Source organism: Streptomyces sp. NPDC001156, from assembly GCF_053598275.1.
In genome coordinates, this window is record NZ_JBSFJX010000012.1 from 23,035 (window position 1) to 40,353 (window position 17,319).

Below are 17,319 nucleotides of genomic sequence, written 5' to 3' on the forward strand. Positions count from 1 at the left end.
GCCGGCCGCCTGAGGCGGGCCCTCCGGACATGCGCCCGGCGAGTCGCCGGGCGGAACGGTGCTGCCCGCAGAAGGAGTCCACGGACCCCGGTGTTCCGGGGTTCCCTCCCGAACTTCTGCTCATCTGCGGAGAGAATTCGTGTCGAATGCTGCCTCCGGCCTGCCCGTCGGGCGAGGTCTCCTCTATCTGATCGTCGCCGGTGCCGCGTGGGGCACCGCGGGCGCCGCCGCCTCCCTGGTCTACCGGGTCAGTGACATGGGCCCGGTGGCCCTGTCCTTCTGGCGCTGCGCGGCCGGGCTCGTCCTGTTGGTCGCCGTCCGGCTCCTGCGCCCTGGCCCCCGGACCGCCCCGTCCGAGCCGTTCGGCCGGAGGACGCTGCGGGCCGGTGCCACCGGTGTGGGACTCGCCGTGTTCCAGACCGCCTACTTCGGGGCCGTTGCCGCCACCGGACTCGCCGTCGCTACCGTCGTCACCCTCGGCGCGGGGCCGGTGCTCATCGCACTCGGCGCCCGTCTGACCATGGGGGAGCGGCTCGGCCGCGGCGGGTTGATCGCCGTCGCGGGGGCGCTCGCCGGGCTGGGTGTGCTCGTGTTCGGTGGCGGCGGTGCGACGGTGCGCCCCTGGGGCGTGCTGCTCGCGGTCGTGTCGGCGCTCGGCTACTCCGCCATGACGCTGCTCACCCGATGGTGGGGCCGTGACGGCGGGGCCGACGTGTCCGCAGGGACTGTGTCGACGTTCGCGGTCACCAGTCTGTGCCTGCTGCCGTTCGCCCTGCGGGAAGGGCTGCTGCCGCACACCGCGCAACCGGGCGCCGTCCTGTGGCTGCTGGCGTACATCGCGGCGGTGCCCACAGCGCTGGCCTACGCCCTCTACTTCGCGGGGGCGGCCGTCGTACGGTCCGCCACCGTGTCCGTGATCATGTTGCTCGAGCCGGTCAGCGCGGCGATGCTCGCCGTCGTCCTGCTGGGGGAGCGGCTCACGGCGGCGACGGCGGTCGGAACCGCGCTGATGCTCGGTTCGGTCACGGGGCTCGCGATGGCGGAGGCACGCGGAGAGCACATGCCCCAGGACGAGCCCGTTCTCGTGTGAACCGGTGGGTGCGGGGTCCGGCACCGGCCCCCGCACCCCGGCTCACTCCCCGCGCCTGCGCAGCAGATGCTCGCGCGCGACCTCGTCGCGCGGCCCGTTCCGCATCGACAGTCCGGCCGCGATGCGGTCCTGGATCTCTTCGGGCTTCCGTCCGGCGTACTTGAACTTCGCCCGGACACCCGTCACTTCGAGCCGCAGGCCGCGGATGCCGGACAGCAGGCGGCCGTAGGGCGCCTCACCCACCGCCGTCCGGGCGGACCCGCCTTCCGGCTGGAAGTGGTGCGTCTGGCGGTTCAGCAGCTCCGCCTTCTCGGCGGGATCGTCCACGACGCGGGCGGTGCAGCGCAGTTGGACCGCGGCGTAGAAGCTCGTGGGCACACCGTTCTCGGACGGGCCGTCCGGCGGCGCCTGCCAGGGGCCGGGCACGAACACATAGTCGTCGACCACGCTCAGCAGCACCTCCGGGTTCGCCTCCAGGGCGGGCCACAGCGGGTTCGGACGGGCCAGATGGGCCACCGCCTCGCCGCGGTCCACGTCGTAGGCGAAATGCAGCGGCTGGACGTACGGCGGTTCGCCCGGCGGACCGTTCACCGCGAGCTGTCCGAAGTCGCGGCCGACCAGCCAACGCTGCCACTCGGTGTCGTCCTGTGGTGCGTCCCAGGGGTGGATCAGCATCACAGCACCGCCAGGTAGTCGGGAAGGCCGGTGCCGGGCGCGAGGTCGGGGTCGGGAACGGGGGCGCCGTACTCGGTGCGGACCGGGACCACGCCGGCCCAGTGGGGGAGCGAGAGGTCCTCGGGTTCGTCGCTGACACCGCCGGTGCGCACCTTGGCGGAGACCGCGTCCAGGTCGAGGCGGATCACGGCGGTGGCCGCCAGCTCCTTCTTGTTGGCGGGCCGTGAGTCGCGCGAGCGGCCGGGTGTGACCTGGTCGACCACCGCGTCCAGGGCGATCCGCTTCTCCTCCGGGTCGTCGACCTGGTGGGCGACGCCGTGCACCACCACGGACCGGTAGTTGATCGAGTGGTGGAAGGCCGATCGGGCCAGGACCAGGCCGTCGACGTGCGTCACCGTCAGGCACACGGCCAGCCCCGGGTCGGCCTCGCCCGTCATCCGCAGGGGACGCGAGCCCGTCGAGCCGTGGACGTAGAGACGTTCACCGATGCGGCCGTACAGCGTGGGCAGGACGACCGGTGCACCGTCGCGCACGAAGCCGAGGTGGCACACATAGCCCCCGTCGAGTATCGCGTGCACCAGCTCCTTGTCGTACGACGCCCGGTGCGCGGAGCGCGTGGGGACGGTGCGATCGGTGGGTGCATAGGCGGTGGCGCGCGACGACGCCGGCTCGTGGGTCCCGTGCATTTGCGCTCCCTCTTGCACTAGTGCAAAATATGCTTTGTGCTAGGAGAATATCCGATCGAAGGGCGGGGCGCAGCCGAGATCGCGGCCAGCGTCGAGCGTGCGGTGGGTACGGGAAAGCTGGAGCCGGGTCAACTCCTGCCGCCGATGCGGGAGTTGGCGGTCGAGCTGGGCGTGAATCCCAATACGGTCGCGGCCGCGTACCGCGTCCTGCGCGAACGGGGGGTCATCGAGACCGCCGGGCGCCGGGGGAGCCGGGTGCGGCCCGCGCCCGCCACGACGGGCCGGGACCACATCCGGGTGGACGTGCCCGCGGGTGTGCGCGATGTGTCCAGCGGCAATCCGGATCCGGCGCTGTTGCCACCGCTGGCCCCGGCGTTCGCGGCGGCCGCGGCGCAGGGCGACACGGAGCCGGTGCTCTACGGTGATGTCGCCGTGGAACCGGAGCTCGCACGTGTCGCCCGGTCGGCCTTCGACGCCGACGGAGTGCCGGACGGGCCGCTCGCCGTGGTCTCCGGTTCCCTCGACGCCGTGGAGCGGGTGCTCGCGGCCCACCTCAAGCCGGGCGACAGCGTCGCCGTGGAGGATCCCGGGTGGGGCAGGACCCTCGACCTCATCCCGGCGCTCGGCCTGCGCACGGTTCCGGTCGGCGTCGACGACGAGGGGCCGCTTCCCGGCGGCGTACGCGACGCGCTGGAGGCCGGGGCGCGTGCCCTGATCGTCACGGACCGGGCGCAGAACCCGACCGGCGCCGCGGTGAGCGCCACCCGCGCGCGTGCCCTGCGTTCCGTGCTGCGCGAGTTCCCGCAGACGCTGTTGATCGAGGACGACCACGGTCACGGGATCGTCGACGTCCCACTTCACCCCCTCGCCGGTGTCACCCGGCACTGGGCGTTCGTGCGCTCGGTCGCCAAGGCGTACGGGCCGGATCTGCGCCTCGCCGTGCTCACCGGGGACGACGTCACCCTCGACCGGGTGCGCGGGCGGCAGCGGCTCGGGCCGGGGTGGGTGAGCCTGATCCTGCAGCGGGCCGTGGTGCGGCTGTGGGCCGACCGTTCGGTCGACGCCCGGGCCGTGGCGGCGGAGTACGGCCGACGTCGCGACGCGCTGATCGGCGCGCTCGCGGAACGCGGTGTCGCGTCCCGGGGGCGCAGCGGGTTGAACGTGTGGGTGCCCGTGCCGGACGAGACGGGCGCGGTCGCGCGGCTGCTGCATGCGGGCTGGGCCGTCGCCCCCGGCGCCCGCTACCGGATGAGCGCGCCGCCCGGCATGCGGATCACCGTCTCGACGCTGACACCGGACGAGACCGGGTCCCTGGCGGAAGCGGTGGCCGCCGCCCTGGGCCCCGCCCCCGCCCGGAGCTACGTGTAGCGGTCCTGGCTCCGGTCCGTCGCCCCGGGACCGCTCTCCATCCGGCTGACGTCCGGTTCCTGCGCGATCCTGCCCGATGCCACGTCCGGTCCCGGCCGGGCCGCTTCCGTGCGCTCGGTTTTGGGCCTGGCCTGCGTCGGTGCCGTTCCCGTGCGCTGGGTCTTGGGCCTGGCTTGGGTCAGGGCCGCTCCCGCCAGGACGATCAGCGCCCCGACCGGTGTCGACCAGGTCAGCGACTCGCCGAGGATCGCGACGCCCGCGGCGGTGGCGATGACCGGGATGAAGTACGTGACCATCTGCGCCGTCGTCGGCCCCACCTCGGCGACGAGACCGTACTGGACGAGGACGGCGAGTCCGGTACCGAGAGCGCCGAGCGCCGCGACCGCGAGGAGCGGGACGAGCGGGAAGCGGTTCGGCAAGCTGGTGAACAGCGGGGTGACCAGGGCCAGTTGGACGGTGGCCAGGAGCAACTGAGCGCCGGTCAGCGACAGATGGGACGGGCCGGCGCCCGCGAGGGTGCGGCGCACGTAGATCCAGCCGACGGGGTAGCTGAGCGAGGCCAGCAGGGCCATCGCCGTGCCCGTCATGTCAAGGCCGTGGAAGCCCTGCCAGGCGCCGAGCACCGTCAGGACGCCCAGGAAGCCGATGCCGAGTCCTGCGACCCGGCGGCGCGTGGGCCGGTCCTCGGAGAGCGCGACCAGGGACAGCACCATGCCCCACAGAGGCGAGGTCGCGTTGCAGATCCCCGCGAGCGTCGACGGGATCGTCAGCTCCGAGTAGGCGAACAGCGAGAACGGCAGCGCGTTGAGCAGGAACGCGGCGACGGTGAGATGGCCCCAGGCGCGGGCGCCGCGCGGGAGGCGCTCACGCTTCACGGCCATCGCCACCGCGAGCACCGCCGTGCCGAACACCAGACGCCCCAGCGTGACCTGGAAGGGGGCGTAGGCCTCGGTGCCCACCTTGATGAACAGGAAGCTGAAGCCCCAGATCAGCGAGAGCACACCGAAGCGGATCCGCCAGTCCAGGGCAGCGCGGCGGTGCGGGGTGACGGTGGGCGTGGTTTCGGACGGTCGGGCGGCGACGGTGCTCATGACCGTAACGATGGCGCAGATAACCTCTTAGAACAATCGAGAATTCGCTGCCGATACCTCGTAGCATTGCTTATGTGTTGAACCTGGAGCGCCTGCGCACCCTCGACGCCCTCGCCCGGCACGGCTCGGTCAGCGGCGCGGCGGAGGGACTGCATGTGACGACGTCGGCCGTCTCCCAGCAAATGGCCAAGCTGGAGCGGGAGGTGGGGCAACAGCTCCTTGCCAAGAACGGCCGGGGGGTGCGGCTCACGGACGCCGGCCGGCTGCTCGCCGATCACGCGGCACGCATCCTGTCGCAGGTCGAACTGGCCCAGGCCGATCTGGAGGCGCAGCGCGGGCAGGTGGCAGGCGAACTGCGGCTGGCGGCCTTCCCGACCGCCGCGCGCGGTCTTTTCCCGACCGCCTTGGCCGAGCTGCGCGCCGGGCACCCCGCGTTGCGGCTGCGTTCCTGCGAGCTCGAACCCGAGCCCGGAGTCGCCGGAGTGGTGCGCGGCGACCTCGATCTCGCGGTGGTCCTCGACTGGTACAACAGGCCGATGGCGCTTCCGGAAGGCCTGGTGAAGGCGGCGATCCTCGACGATCCGGCGGATGTGGCGATGCCCGGGGGGCACCGGCTCGCGGACCGGACGGAGGTGGACCTCGGGGAGTTCGCGGACGACGAGTGGATCACCTGGGGCGAGGGCGAGTTCTGCCATGAGTGGCTGATGTTCACCCTGCGGTCCAAGGGCGTCGAGCCGCGCATCGGCCACCGTGCCGCCGAGACGCACACCCAGCTGGGACTGGTGGCCGCCGGTCTGGGCGTGTGCATCGCGCCCCTGCTCGGGCGGAATCCATTGCCTGCCGGGGTGGTGACCGTGCCGCTGCGGCAGCGGGTGCGACGGCACGTCTACGTGGTGTGGCGGGCGGACGCCGACCGCCGCCCGTCGATCCGGGCGGCGGTGGAGGCGCTGCGGGTGGCAGGACGCGCCGTGGCGGCCGGGTGAGCGGTGGACCAGAGCCCGCCGGCGGGCTCAACGCAAGCCGAGTTTGCGGAAGTCCCAGGAAACGATCTTCTGCGGCGTCAACCGGATCCACGCGTGGCGCCCGTCGTACGGCATCTCCTCGAGGCCGAAATTCTTCCGCGCGAACAGGGTCTCCGGTGCGTCGAGCTCGGCGCACAGCTCCCCGGTGCGGGGGATCTCGCCCACGAACTCCGCCACGCCCGCCAGCTCGGCACCCCTGAGCTGCTCGTACTCCTCACCCGTGTCGATCACGACGGCGATCCGCGGATCCCGGCGCAGATCGGCCCAGCGCTTGCTGCGTACAACGGAGTACAACCACAGCGAGGTGCCGTCCCAGGCGAACCACAGCGCGCTCACGTGCGGGGCGCCGTCGGCCGACACGGTCGCCACCCGGCAGGTGCGCTGGGTGGCGAGGAATTCGTCCAGCTCACCGGGTGTCATCATGATCTTCCGGCCCCGGCGCTGAGTGTCGGTCATGGGTCCCCCTCTTCTTCTCCTACGTCGTGCCAGAGAGATCCTCTGACATCACGTCAGAAAAGAATGAGGTGTCTTCCTTCCACCCGCAATGGCCGCTACCCTCGCCGCTCCCGGCCGTCGACGACAAGGGGAGCCATGCCGTCGTACGAAGTGCTCAGCGAACTCCTCGACCCCCGGACCACGGTGCTGCTCACCGTCGAGTGCCAGCAGGGCGTCGTGGGCCCTGACAGCGCACTGCCCGAACTCGCCGCGGAGGCGCGTTCCTCGGGTGCGCTCGCCCATGTGGCCCGGCTGGTCGCCGCCGCGCACGAAGCCGGGGTGCAGGTGATCCACGCGATCGCCGAGCGCCGACCGGACGGCCGGGGCGCGAACCGCAACGCCCGCCTCTTCCGCGCGGCCGAGCGGCTCCCGGTGCAGCAGCTGTCCGGCACCACGGCGGTACGTGTGGCGGCACCCATCGAGGTGACGGAAGAGGACCTCGTCGTACGCCGGCTGCACGGCCTGTCGCCGCTGTCGGGCACGGAGGTCGACGCGCTGCTGCGCAATCTGGGCTGCCGCACCCTGGTCGTCACCGGCGTCTCCGCCAACGTCGCGATCCCCAACGCGGTGTTCGACGCGGTCAACCGCGGCTACAGCGCCGTCGTGCCCGCCGACGCCATCGCGGGGGTGCCCTCGGAGTACACCCCCGCGATGATCCGCAACACTCTCGCGCTGGTCGCCACGGTCGTGACCACCGACGAGGTGCTGGCGTGCCTGGGGCCGCCCCGCCGGGCGGCGGGGGCCTGAGCGGGCGCCGAGTTCAGGCGAGCTTGATCTCGTCCCCGGACACGGTGATGTTGGCGGCGGGCAGCGGCTGTGTCGCCGGACCCTTCTTCACGCTGCCGTCGGCCACGGAGAACTCGCTGTTGTGGCAGGGGCAGGTGATCACGCCGTTCGAGATGTCCTTCACCGCACAGCCCTGGTGGGTGCACTTGGACGAGAACGCCTGGAACTTGCCCGCCGTCGGCTGGGTCACCACCACGCCCTTGTCGTCGAAGACCTTGCCGCCGCCCTCGGGGATGTCCGACGTCTTCGCGAGGACCGTGCCGCCGGAACCGGTCGCGGCGTTCTCGCCGCCGCCGCCCGTGCTGCCGCTGCTCGCGGTGCTGCTGTCCTGGGAGCTCGACGACGCATTGTCCGAGCCCCCGCACGCGGTCAGCGCGACGGCGAGCCCCGTCGCGCCGACGGCCGCCACGACCGTGCGGCGGGCCGGTGCCGGTACGGACTGGAGCGATTCGCTGGTCATGCTGACGTTCCCTTCCATGGGTGATTCCTGCTTCTGGACGGTGGTACGGCCTGGGGGCAACAGCTGTTCAGATGCTCTCGAGATCTTGACCGCTTCGAGATGAGCCGGGCGTTAGACACGGCTGTCGTTCCGCTGTCAGGGGGGACTCAGAACCCGAAAGGGGGTCTCCGCGGCGCCCCGACACGCCAGTAGCCTGGGGCGATGCTCAAGGAAGTCATCGCGACCCGCTACATCACTCCGATGCGCGAGGGCGGTTCGCTGCCGGGGCTCGTCGAGGCCGACGATCTCGGGACGTATATCATGAAGTTCACCGGCGCCGGGCAGGGCCGCAAGACGCTCGTCGCCGAGGTCGTCAGCGGCGAACTCGCCCGCCGGCTCGGGCTGCGGGTCCCCGGCCTCGTGACCATCGGCCTCGACCCGGTGCTGGGGCTCGGGGAGCCCGACCAGGAGGTGCAGGAACTGCTCAAGGCGAGCGGCGGACGCAACCTCGGCATGGACTTCCTCAGCCGCGCGATCGGCTTCGACCCGCTGGCCTTCGCGGTCGGCCCCGAGGAGGCCGGGCGGATCGTCTGGTTCGACGCGCTCGTGAACAACGTCGACCGCTCCTGGCGCAACCCCAATCTGCTGATGTGGCACGGCGACCTGTGGCTCATCGACCATGGCGCCACCATGATCTGGCACCACAACTGGCCGGGCGCCGAGTCATCGGCCGCGCGGTCCTACGACGCCTCCGACCATGCCCTCGCCCCCTTCGCACCGGACGTCGCGGGCGCCGCCGCCGAGCTCGCGCCGCTCGTCACCGAGGAGCTGCTCGCCGACGTGACCGCCGAGATCCCGGATGAATGGCTGACCGGCGAGCCCGGCTTCGACACCGCCGACGCGCTGCGCCGGGCGTATGCGCGGCCGCTGCTGGCCCGCGCGGCCGACATCCACGAACGCATCCAGGGCATCGGGACCACCAAGGGGGACAAGTGAGCGAGCGGGACGTCTTCGAGTACGCGCTGCTGCGGGTCGTGCCGCGGATCGAGCGGGGCGAGTGCATCAACGCCGGCGTGCTCGTGTACTGCCGCGCGAAGTCGTTCGTCGGCGCCCGGACGCATCTGGACGAGGGAAAGCTGCTGGCGCTCGACCCGGACGCGGACGTGGCCGGGGTACGTGCCGCGCTCGGCGCCGTCGAGGGTGTGTGTGCGGGGGGCGCAGCGGCCGGGCAAGCTGCCCTTGACGACGCGGGACGGCGTTTCCGCTGGCTGATCGCGCCCCGCTCGACAGTTGTCCAGCCCGGGCCCGTGCACACTGGGCTGACCGCCGATCCGGCGGCCGAGGCGGAGCGATTGCTCGACCTCCTGGTGCGGTAATGGATCACATGCACCGGGTCGGCCGTTGACACCGGGTGCCAGGACTTCTAGCGTCACGTCTGCTGAAGGTACTAAGCGGTCGCTCACCAGCGGGGCGTACCGTGGGAGTCGCAGACTTTCCGAAGGTGTTCCAGGCTTTCCTAGGACGAGGAGAACCAGCAATGTCCACCAGTGAGCAGCGGGTCGCCGTCGTCACCGGCGGTGCGCGCGGCATCGGCGCCGCCACCGCCGTACGACTGGCCGCCGAGGGCCGTGCCGTCGCGGTGATCGACCTCGATGAGGCCGCGTGCAAGGACACCGTGGAGAAGATCGGCGCCGCCGGTGGCAAGGCCATCGCCGTCGGCTGCGACGTCTCGGACGAGGCGCAGGTCGAGGCGGCCGTCGCGCGTATCGCCGAGGAACTGGGCGCGCCGACGATCCTCGTGAACAACGCGGGCGTGCTCCGCGACAACCTGCTGTTCAAGATGAGCGTGTCGGACTGGGACACCGTCATGAACGTGCACCTGCGCGGCGCGTTCCTGATGTCGCGTGCCGTGCAGAAGCACATGGTGGACGCGGGCTTCGGCCGTATCGTCAACCTCTCTTCGTCCTCCGCGCTCGGCAACCGCGGACAGGTGAACTACTCCGCCGCGAAGGCCGGTCTGCAGGGCTTCACCAAGACCCTGGCCAAGGAGCTCGGCAAGTTCGGCGTCACCGCCAACGCCGTCGCGCCCGGCTTCATCGCCACCGAGATGACCAAGGCCACCGCCGAGCGCGTCGGCATGGGCTTCGAGGACTTCAAGGCCGCCGCCGCCACCCAGATCCCCGTCGCGCGCGTCGGGGAGCCGGACGACATCGCCAACGCCATCGCCTTCTTCACCGGTGACGCGGCCGGATTCGTCTCCGGCCAGGTGCTGTACGTCGCCGGTGGACCGCTCGACTAGCGCCGGGAGTACTGAGACATGACTGCACTGCCCGAACTCAGCGGGAAGGTCGCCCTCGTCACGGGCGCCAGCCGCGGTATCGGCTACGGCGTCGCCGAGGCGTTCGTCGCCCGCGGCGATCGCGTCTGCATCACCGGACGCAACGAGGACGCTCTCAAGGAGGCCGTCGAGAAACTCGGCGCCGACCGCGTCATCGGTGTCGCCGGCAAGGCGCACGACGAGAACCACCAGGCCCTCGCCGTGGAACGCACCATGGAGGTGTTCGGCCGGGTCGACTTCCTGGTCAACAACGCCGGGACGAATCCGGTGTTCGGGCCGATCGCCGACCTCGACCTGAACGTGGCGCGCAAGGTGTTCGAGACGAACGTCGTCTCCGCGCTCGGTTTCGCCCAGCGGACCTGGCACGCCTGGCAGAAGGAGAACGGCGGCGCGACCGTCAACATCGCCTCGGTGGCCGGTCTCTCCGCCTCCCCGTTCATCGGCGCGTACGGCATCAGCAAGGCCGCGATGATCAACCTGACCCTTCAGCTCGCGCACGAGTTCGCACCGCTGGTCCGGGTCAACGCCATCGCGCCGGCCGTCGTCAAGACGAAGTTCGCCCAGGCGCTGTACGAGGGCCGGGAGGCGGAGGCCGCCGCGGCCTACCCGCTCGGTCGGCTCGGCGTGCCCTCCGACATCGGCGGCGCGGCCGCGTTCCTGACGTCGGACCAGTCCGACTGGATCACCGGCCAGACCCTCGTCGTCGACGGCGGCATCTTCCTGAACTCCGGGGTCTGATGAGGTGAGCCCCGACACGGGCGCCGTATGGACAGAAACGGCGCCCGTGTCGAGCCGCGTACGACACAAAGACGGATGACAACGTCGTCATATACACGCTGATCACACGCCCTGCGCGAACCAGGTCCGGCCGGCCTGGTGCTGCGGTATGGTCTGCCGCCGACCACTGGTAGGCAGACCGAGGAGTGTGCGCGTGTTCAACCGGAACCGTTGTCTGCGTCGGCTGGCGGCGAGCACGTCCATAACCCTGGTGGCCGGCTGCAGTGCGTTCTCCTCGGGGTCCGCCGACGACAAGGGGCCCATCGTCGTCGGTACCACCAGCTCACCGAGCACCCTGGATCCGGCCGCCTCCTGGGACAACTCCTGGGAGCTGTTCCGCAACGTGTACCAGACCCTGCTGAACTACCCCGACGGCGCGACCGAGCCGGGACCCGACGCCGCGGAGAATTGCACGTTCACGGCCGGAAACCTGGCGTACCGCTGCATTCTGCGCGAAGGCCTGACGTTCTCCAACGGGGACAAGCTCGACGCCCAGGCCGTGAAGTACTCGATCGACCGGATCAAGCGCATCAACGTGTCCGGCGGCCCGGCCGGCCTGCTGGGCAGCCTCGGGCGGGTCGAGACGAAGGGCGACCGCGAGGTCGTCTTCCACCTCAACGAGCCCGACGCCACCTTCCCGTTCGTCCTGACCACCCCGGCCATGTCGATCGTCGATCCGGCCGAGTACCCGGCCACGCGGATACGCGAGGACGGCAAGGTCACCGGGTCCGGGCCGTACACACTGCGGTCCTACCAGGAGGGCAAGGAGGCCCGGCTCGCGCGGAACACCCACTACACGGGCTACGCCGACCGGAAGAACGACGCGGTGACCATTCGGTACTTCCAGGACTCCGCCAGCATGGTGGGCGCCCTCAGGAGCCGGAAGATCGACCTCACCTACCGCGGACTCGGCGCCTCCGACATCGTCTCGCTCCAGGGTCACGGCTCCGACAACGGCATCCAGCTCCTCGAGAACCCGGGTATCGAGATCAGCTACCTGGTCTTCAACCCCAAGGACCCGTGGGCCGGCAAGGCCGCCGTCCGCAAGGCCGTGGCCCAGGTCGTGGACCGGGGCGCGATCGCCCACAACGTCTACAAGGACACCGTCGAACCCCTCTACTCGATGATCCCGGCGGGACTGACCGGGCACACCACGGGGTTCTTCGACGACTTCGGCGATCCCAGCACGGCGAAGGCCCGCAAGCTCCTCACCGGCGCGGGCATCAAGCAGCGCGTCCCGCTGACCCTCTGGTACGCCACCGACCGCTACGGCTCAGAAACCGGTCCGGAGTTCCAGGAGCTCAAACGTCAGCTGGAGGACTCCGGTCTGTTCCGGGTCACCCTCAAGAACCGCCCCTGGAAGACGTACGTGGGGGGCTACCAGAAGGGCGAGTACCCGGTGTTCGGGCGCGGGTGGTTCCCCGACTTCCCGGACCCCGACAACTACATCACGCCCTTCGTGGGCCGGCAGAACGCGCTCGGCACCCCTACCCGTCGCCGGAGATCACCGACGTGCTGCTGCCGCGGTCCCGGCGCGAGAGCAACCGCGGCAAGGTGGTCGAGGATTTCGAGCAGGCCCAGCGGATCCTGGTGAACGACGCCCGGCTGGTGCCCCTCTGGCAGGGCAAGCAGTTCGTGGCGGCGAGCGAGGAGATCTCCGGCGGGGAGCGCGCGCTGGACCCGTCCACGATCATGATGATGTGGGAGCTGTCCCGCAAGACCAGCTGGTAGGCCCGCCCCGGGCCGGGGTCCGGATCCCGTTGTCAGTGGTCACCTGTAGGTTCTGAGGCCTGGAAGTGACCGCACATCGGAGGAAGTTGACGTGACCGACATCGCCATGCTGCCGGAGTCCTGGCGGGGCGTTCTGGGCGACGAACTGCAGCAGCCCTACTTCAAGGAACTCGTGGAGTTCGTCGAGGGCGAGCGCGCCAAGGGTCCCGTCTACCCTCCGCGCGAGGAGGTCTTCGCCGCCCTCGACGCGACTCCGTACGACAAGGTGAAGGTCCTCGTCCTCGGCCAGGACCCCTACCACGGGGAGGGCCAGGGACACGGCCTGTGCTTCTCCGTGCGGCCCGGCGTGAAGATCCCGCCCTCCCTGCGGAACATCTACAAGGAGATGCACGAGGAGCTGGGCACGCCGGTCCCGGACAACGGCTATCTGATGCCGTGGGCCGAGCAGGGGGTACTGCTGCTGAACGCGGTGCTGACGGTGCGCTCCGGCGAGGCGAACTCCCACAAGGGCAAGGGCTGGGAGAAGTTCACAGACGCGGTGATCCGTGCCGTCGCCGGCCGGCCGGACCCGGCGGTGTTCGTGCTGTGGGGCAACTACGCGCAGAAGAAGCTGCCGTTGATCGACGAGAGCCGGCATGTCGTCGTCAAGGGCGCGCACCCCTCGCCGCTGTCCGCGAAGAAGTTCTTCGGCTCACGTCCGTTCACGCAGATCAACGAGGCGGTGGCCCGGCAGGGGCACGAGCCGATTGACTGGACCATTCCCGATCTGGGATGAGCCCGGCCCGGACCCGCCCGTCGCCACCGCTCGCAGCGCCCGCGTCACCGCCTTGGCCCAGCGGCCGTACGGAGCCGCCTGACCGCGATTGCCGGTGCGGGCGGTTAGCGTCGTGGATGGGAGTCCCCCTGGCTCATGGGGATCCCCCCGCTCGGGCCGAGCCCCGAGCGGGGGAGGCGACGAGCGTGGAGGACGCGGTGGCGAATCGACAGGCGGAGATGGAGCCGGATCCCGTCATGACCCGGATCGGACAGGTCGTCATGCTGCACCACGGCGGCGACCGCGAGGAGGCGCGGGACCGTTTCCTGCGCCTGTGGGCCGAGCTCGGCGAGGACGGCGACCCGCTGCACCGCTGCACGCTGGCGCACTACCTGGCGGACACACAGGACGACCCCTCGGACGAACTCGCCTGGGACCTTCGGGCGCTGTCGGCCGCCGAGGAACTCACCGATGAGCGCCTCGCCGAACACGACGGGGCGCTCGCGGTACACGCCTTCTACCCCTTGCTCCATCTGAACCTGGCCGCCGACTATGTGAAGCTCGGGCGGTCCGAAGCCGCCCGCGTCCATCTGGGCCGGGCCCGAGGTGCGGTCGGCGCCCTCGGGGACGGCCTGTACGGCGACGGCGTCAGGGCGGCGATCGCACGACTGGAGCGACGGCTCGCAGAGGAGTGGCCGACCGGGGGCGCACCGGAGCCCGGCCCCCTGGACGGCCCCGGCGGGGAGACGCTGGGGCCGCAGAGACGCCGGCCTTGAAGCCTGCGCTGTCCAAGTTCTTGCCGGGGCGGGGTGACGGGGGCCGCCGGGGTCGCGCTTTCGGGCCGCCGGGGTTGTGTCTTCGGGATGACGGGCCTGGCCGGGACGGTGGTTGCGGGGTGCCCGGCCGGGCCAGGCACGGATACCGGCTTCGGAGTGCCGGGCCAGTTCCGGACCGTGGTGCGGCTCGAGTCGCCAGGGAGCCTCGTCGCCGGTGTGAGCCGCGGGTTCACCGCCCGTAGGTGCCGGCACAGATCTTCGCCTCGGGGCTGTCCGCTTGCCACCCTCCGTACCTGTGGCCCAGGTCGCACACGTCTCCGTTCCTGGGGAACACCTGGGAGGCGGCGGGCGGCACCTCGATGCGCCCGGCGTGGCGGCTCCACCGGGGGCGCGGGCCCGGGTACGGGTGGTGCGGCGCGGCCGGAGGCACCGCGCCGGCGTCCGGGCGCCGTCCGCGGTGCGGGGTGGGAGCGGTGGGCGAGGGGCGGCCGGAGGGCCCGACCATCTCCAGCGCCTCCCGTGCCGGCGCCTGGACGACCTGGGGCTCCGTGCTCCCGTCGGGGCGCGGTGCCGAGGGGTTCGAGGGCGCGTGCGGCGGGCCCGGAACGGGCTGGCGCTGGACGGTCACACAGCCGGTGAGGGCCGAGACGGCCACGGTGACCAGGAGCGTTGCGGTCGTCGTCGTTCGATGCACCCGCGCCACTCTGCTGGGTCCGGGCCGCTGTGGGGAGCGGACAGGCGGAGGATGCCCCTCACGGGTGATCTCCATCCCCGTATGGAGGGCCCGGACCCGTCGAAGGTGACGTCAGTCCCCCGTGGACCCGTCGATCCGCTCACGGATCAGGTCGGCGTGGCCGTTGTGGCGCGCGTACTCCTCGATCATGTGGGTGTAGATCCAGCGCAGATTGAAGGGTTCGTCGGTGAACGTGCTCCGGCCCTTGGAGAGGTCGTCCAGGCCGAAGCCGGCGGAGTGCCGCCGGGCGATCTCGATCTCGGCCTGCCACGTGGTGAGCGCGTCCTCCCAGGTGTCGGCCTCGGTGAGATGGAACTCCCCGTCCCGGTCCTCGTCGCTGTAGTAGATCGGTCCGGGCTCCTCACCGGCGAGCACCTTGCGGAACCAGCCGCGCTCGACCTCCGCCATGTGCCGCACGAGTCCCATCAGGGAGAGTTCGGACGGTTGTACCGAGGCGGTCCTGAGTTGGGCATCGGTGAGCCCCTCGCACTTCCATGCGAGCGTCTGGCGGTGGTAGTCGAGCCAGCCCTCCAGCATGGTGCGTTCGTCGGCGTTCTGGGCGGGTTCACGGCGCTCAAGGGTCATACCCGGCATCCTCACCCAGCCCCGGTCACCGCCGCCAGACATTTGACGCGGCGGCCCGTCAGCCGTGGAGCATCCCGTCGAGCAGTTCCCGCAGGCCGGTGCGCACCTCGTCCAGGGTGGGCACCGCCGCGGTGAAGGACCCGGCCACGCACGAGAACATCAGCCCGTCCAGCCAGGCGACCAGCGACAGCGCGTGGCGCGCCGGGTCGGCCGAACCCGCGGCCGTGACAAGGGCGGTGAGCTGATCCCGGAAGCGGGCGCCCGCCGCGTTGAAGTACCGGCGCAGCTCGGGCCGTCGCGTGGCCTCCAGGGCCAGTTCGTAGCGGGCGAGAGTCAGTGCGCGATTGCGGGTCAGGGACCGGTGGGTGGCGAGAGCCAGGCCGTCCACGAGGGGGCCGAGTCCGCTCCCGGGACCGGGCATCTCGTGCGCCGCGAGAACCCGGGCCTCACGGTCGGCGAGGCGTCGCACCGCGAGTTCCAGGAGCGCCAGGCGGGTCCGCGCGAGGTTCGAGGTCGAGCCCTGGGGGAGTCCCGCCGACTCGTCGACCGCCCGGTGCGTCAGCCCGCGCATCCCGCGCTCGGCGAGCAGGGCGAGCGCGGTGTCGGCGATGAGGTCGGCGCGAGCGGCGCCCGTGGCATGTGCGGACATGGAGGTCAACCTATCTGTGTAACTACACCCGTAGTACAGTCGACGCGTTTCTTCACTGCACATGTAGTGACATCGGAGAGTCGCCACAGCACTGCTCAGGAGGAGCCATGGCACAGTCGTCGCACGCCGTCGTCATCGGCGGCGGCATCGGGGGTCTCACCGCGGCGGTGGCGCTGCATCTGCGCGGGTTGCGGGTCACGGTGCTGGAACGGGCCCGTTCCCTGGAGCCGGTCGGCGCCGGCATCTCCCTCGCCCCCAACGCCCTGCGTGCCCTGGACGTCATCGGCCTCGGCGACGAGATCCGGGACCTGGCCGCCTGGCAGGGCGACGGCGGACTGCGTACCCCGCGCGGACGCTGGCTCTCGCGCACGAACGCCTCGGCCGCGGCCGAACGCTTTGGTGGCCCGCTCGTCCTGCTGCACCGGGCGACGCTCATCAACAGCCTGGCCGCCCGCATCCCGCCGGGCGCCATCCGCACGACCGCCGCCGCGTCGGTCGCCGACCCGGGCGACAGCGGCCGGCCGGCCCGTGTCACCATTCCGGACGGCGAACTGGAGGCCGACCTGGTCGTCGCCGCCGACGGCATCCACTCCGGTGTACGCCAGGCGCTGTTCCCGCACCACCCGGGGCCGGTCTACTCCGGATTCACCACCTGGCGGGCGGTGATCCCGGTGCCTGGCGTCGAGTTCGCCTCGCACGAGACGTGGAGCCGGGGCGCCTTGTGGGGAACGCATCCGCTCAAGGACGGCCAGGTCTACGCGTACGCCGCAGCCGTCGTGCCCGCCGGGCGGCGCGCGCCGGACAACGAGAAGGCCGAACTCCTGCGGCGTTTCGGCGACTGGCACGACCCGATTCCCGCCGTCCTCGCTGCGGCCCGGCCCGAGGACGTACTGCGCCACGACGTCCACCACATCGCCGAGCCGCTGCCCGCCTACCACCGCGGCCGGGTCGCCCTGCTCGGCGACGCGGCGCACGCCATGCCGCCGATGCTCGGCCAGGGCGGCAACCAGGCCGTCGAGGACGCGATCGTGCTCGCCCAGTGCACCGACGACCTGGCCGCCTACAGCACTGCCCGGCTGCCCCGAACCACCGCCATCACCCGCCAGTCCGTGCGGGTGGCCCGGCTCAACCTGATGACCAACGGCGCCGGGATCGCCCTCCGCAACGCCTCCATCGCCTTGCTCTCGAAGGCCGCTCCCGCCCTGTTGCTGCGCGGCTTCGACGGCATCGCCGGCTGGCGGCCGCCGGCGGACACCAGGCCCGAGCGGAACCGGGAGGCGGAAAGGCCGTAAGCTTCCGCAGAGGACCAGGTCGGCGATCCCAG

Annotated in this window: 19 protein-coding genes and 1 pseudogene; 12 read left to right on the forward strand and 8 right to left on the reverse strand. The window is 71.4% G+C overall.

Annotated elements, in window-relative coordinates; translation table 11 throughout:
- Window positions 1–139: 139 nt before the first annotated feature.
- Window positions 140–1,090: a DMT family transporter gene (locus tag ACWDA7_RS09030; protein ID WP_450603483.1), complete on the forward strand. Its 951-nt coding sequence runs from the start codon at window positions 140–142 to the stop codon at window positions 1,088–1,090.
- 42 nt (window positions 1,091–1,132) lie between these two features.
- On the opposite strand, the gene ACWDA7_RS09035 is transcribed toward ACWDA7_RS09030, so the two are convergent.
- A complete protein-coding gene (locus ACWDA7_RS09035) occupies window positions 1,133–1,765 on the reverse strand; it encodes an FMN-binding negative transcriptional regulator (protein ID WP_450603484.1) in 633 nt (210 codons plus the stop codon).
- Window positions 1,765–2,451, reverse strand: coding sequence for a pyridoxamine 5'-phosphate oxidase family protein (locus ACWDA7_RS09040; RefSeq protein ID WP_432925438.1), 687 nt, complete (start codon window positions 2,449–2,451; stop codon window positions 1,765–1,767). Before ACWDA7_RS09040 ends, ACWDA7_RS09035 begins: the two co-directional genes overlap by 1 nt.
- A 36-nt stretch (window positions 2,452–2,487) precedes the next feature.
- Here ACWDA7_RS09040 and ACWDA7_RS09045 point away from each other — a divergent pair, with 36 nt between their 5' ends.
- Window positions 2,488–3,819: an aminotransferase class I/II-fold pyridoxal phosphate-dependent enzyme gene (locus tag ACWDA7_RS09045; protein WP_450603485.1), complete on the forward strand. Its 1,332-nt coding sequence runs from the start codon at window positions 2,488–2,490 to the stop codon at window positions 3,817–3,819.
- Here ACWDA7_RS09045 and ACWDA7_RS09050 read toward each other — a convergent pair.
- The gene (locus ACWDA7_RS09050) at window positions 3,810–4,910 is read right to left on the reverse strand and encodes a DMT family transporter (protein ID WP_450603486.1); all 1,101 of its coding nucleotides are present in this window, start codon (window positions 4,908–4,910) and stop codon (window positions 3,810–3,812) included. The genes ACWDA7_RS09045 and ACWDA7_RS09050 overlap by 10 nt on opposite strands.
- 74 nt (window positions 4,911–4,984) lie before the next feature.
- On the opposite strand from ACWDA7_RS09050, the gene ACWDA7_RS09055 reads away from it, so the two are divergent.
- Window positions 4,985–5,893, forward strand: coding sequence for a LysR family transcriptional regulator (locus tag ACWDA7_RS09055; RefSeq protein WP_450603487.1), 909 nt, complete (start codon window positions 4,985–4,987; stop codon window positions 5,891–5,893).
- Between the two features lie 27 nt (window positions 5,894–5,920).
- On the opposite strand, the gene ACWDA7_RS09060 is transcribed toward ACWDA7_RS09055, so the two are convergent.
- Window positions 5,921–6,388: a pyridoxamine 5'-phosphate oxidase family protein gene (locus tag ACWDA7_RS09060; RefSeq protein WP_450603488.1), complete on the reverse strand. Its 468-nt coding sequence runs from the start codon at window positions 6,386–6,388 to the stop codon at window positions 5,921–5,923.
- Window positions 6,389–6,523: 135 nt separating this feature from the next.
- Here ACWDA7_RS09060 and ACWDA7_RS09065 point away from each other — a divergent pair, with 135 nt between their 5' ends.
- Window positions 6,524–7,174: a cysteine hydrolase gene (locus tag ACWDA7_RS09065; protein ID WP_450603489.1), complete on the forward strand. Its 651-nt coding sequence runs from the start codon at window positions 6,524–6,526 to the stop codon at window positions 7,172–7,174.
- Window positions 7,175–7,187: 13 nt separating this feature from the next.
- Here the strand turns inward: ACWDA7_RS09065 and ACWDA7_RS09070 are convergent, their stop codons facing one another.
- A complete protein-coding gene (locus tag ACWDA7_RS09070) occupies window positions 7,188–7,673 on the reverse strand; it encodes a Rieske (2Fe-2S) protein (protein WP_450603490.1) in 486 nt (161 codons plus the stop codon).
- A 201-nt stretch (window positions 7,674–7,874) separates the two neighbouring features.
- On the opposite strand from ACWDA7_RS09070, the gene ACWDA7_RS09075 reads away from it, so the two are divergent.
- The 7 genes and pseudogenes from ACWDA7_RS09075 (at window position 7,875) to ACWDA7_RS09105 (ending at window position 14,028) form a co-directional block, all read left to right on the forward strand.
- The gene (locus ACWDA7_RS09075; RefSeq protein ID WP_450603491.1) at window positions 7,875–8,648 is read left to right on the forward strand and encodes a HipA family kinase; all 774 of its coding nucleotides are present in this window, start codon (window positions 7,875–7,877) and stop codon (window positions 8,646–8,648) included.
- Entirely contained in the window at window positions 8,645–9,028 is a 384-nt protein-coding gene (locus ACWDA7_RS09080) for a DUF3037 domain-containing protein (RefSeq protein ID WP_359398306.1), read from the forward strand. Before ACWDA7_RS09075 ends, ACWDA7_RS09080 begins: the two co-directional genes overlap by 4 nt.
- 161 nt (window positions 9,029–9,189) lie before the next feature.
- Window positions 9,190–9,951, forward strand: coding sequence for a 3-oxoacyl-ACP reductase FabG (fabG, locus tag ACWDA7_RS09085; protein WP_361000392.1), 762 nt, complete (start codon window positions 9,190–9,192; stop codon window positions 9,949–9,951).
- An 18-nt stretch (window positions 9,952–9,969) separates the two neighbouring features.
- Window positions 9,970–10,728 carry an SDR family oxidoreductase gene (locus ACWDA7_RS09090; RefSeq protein WP_359398310.1) on the forward strand — a complete coding sequence of 253 codons (759 nt, stop codon included), beginning with the start codon at window positions 9,970–9,972 and terminating at the stop codon, window positions 10,726–10,728.
- Window positions 10,729–10,921: 193 nt separating this feature from the next.
- A pseudogene (locus tag ACWDA7_RS09095) lies at window positions 10,922–12,498 on the forward strand (ABC transporter substrate-binding protein).
- 91 nt (window positions 12,499–12,589) lie between these two features.
- Window positions 12,590–13,273, forward strand: a complete 684-nt coding sequence (gene ung, locus ACWDA7_RS09100) for a uracil-DNA glycosylase (protein ID WP_450603492.1) — start codon at window positions 12,590–12,592, stop codon at window positions 13,271–13,273.
- Between the two features lie 197 nt (window positions 13,274–13,470).
- Entirely contained in the window at window positions 13,471–14,028 is a 558-nt protein-coding gene (locus ACWDA7_RS09105; protein WP_450603493.1) for a hypothetical protein, read from the forward strand.
- Between the two features lie 229 nt (window positions 14,029–14,257).
- On the opposite strand, the gene ACWDA7_RS09110 is transcribed toward ACWDA7_RS09105, so the two are convergent.
- The 3 genes from ACWDA7_RS09110 to ACWDA7_RS09120 form a co-directional block, all read right to left on the reverse strand.
- Entirely contained in the window at window positions 14,258–14,722 is a 465-nt protein-coding gene (locus tag ACWDA7_RS09110; protein ID WP_450603494.1) for a hypothetical protein, read from the reverse strand.
- A gap of 111 nt (window positions 14,723–14,833) precedes the next feature.
- Entirely contained in the window at window positions 14,834–15,346 is a 513-nt protein-coding gene (locus tag ACWDA7_RS09115; RefSeq protein ID WP_359398319.1) for a DinB family protein, read from the reverse strand.
- Between the two features lie 58 nt (window positions 15,347–15,404).
- Entirely contained in the window at window positions 15,405–15,995 is a 591-nt protein-coding gene (locus ACWDA7_RS09120) for a TetR/AcrR family transcriptional regulator (protein WP_450603495.1), read from the reverse strand.
- A 107-nt stretch (window positions 15,996–16,102) separates the two neighbouring features.
- Here ACWDA7_RS09120 and ACWDA7_RS09125 point away from each other — a divergent pair, with 107 nt between their 5' ends.
- Entirely contained in the window at window positions 16,103–17,287 is a 1,185-nt protein-coding gene (locus ACWDA7_RS09125; RefSeq protein WP_450603496.1) for an FAD-dependent monooxygenase, read from the forward strand.
- The last annotated feature ends 32 nt before the right edge of the window (window positions 17,288–17,319 follow it).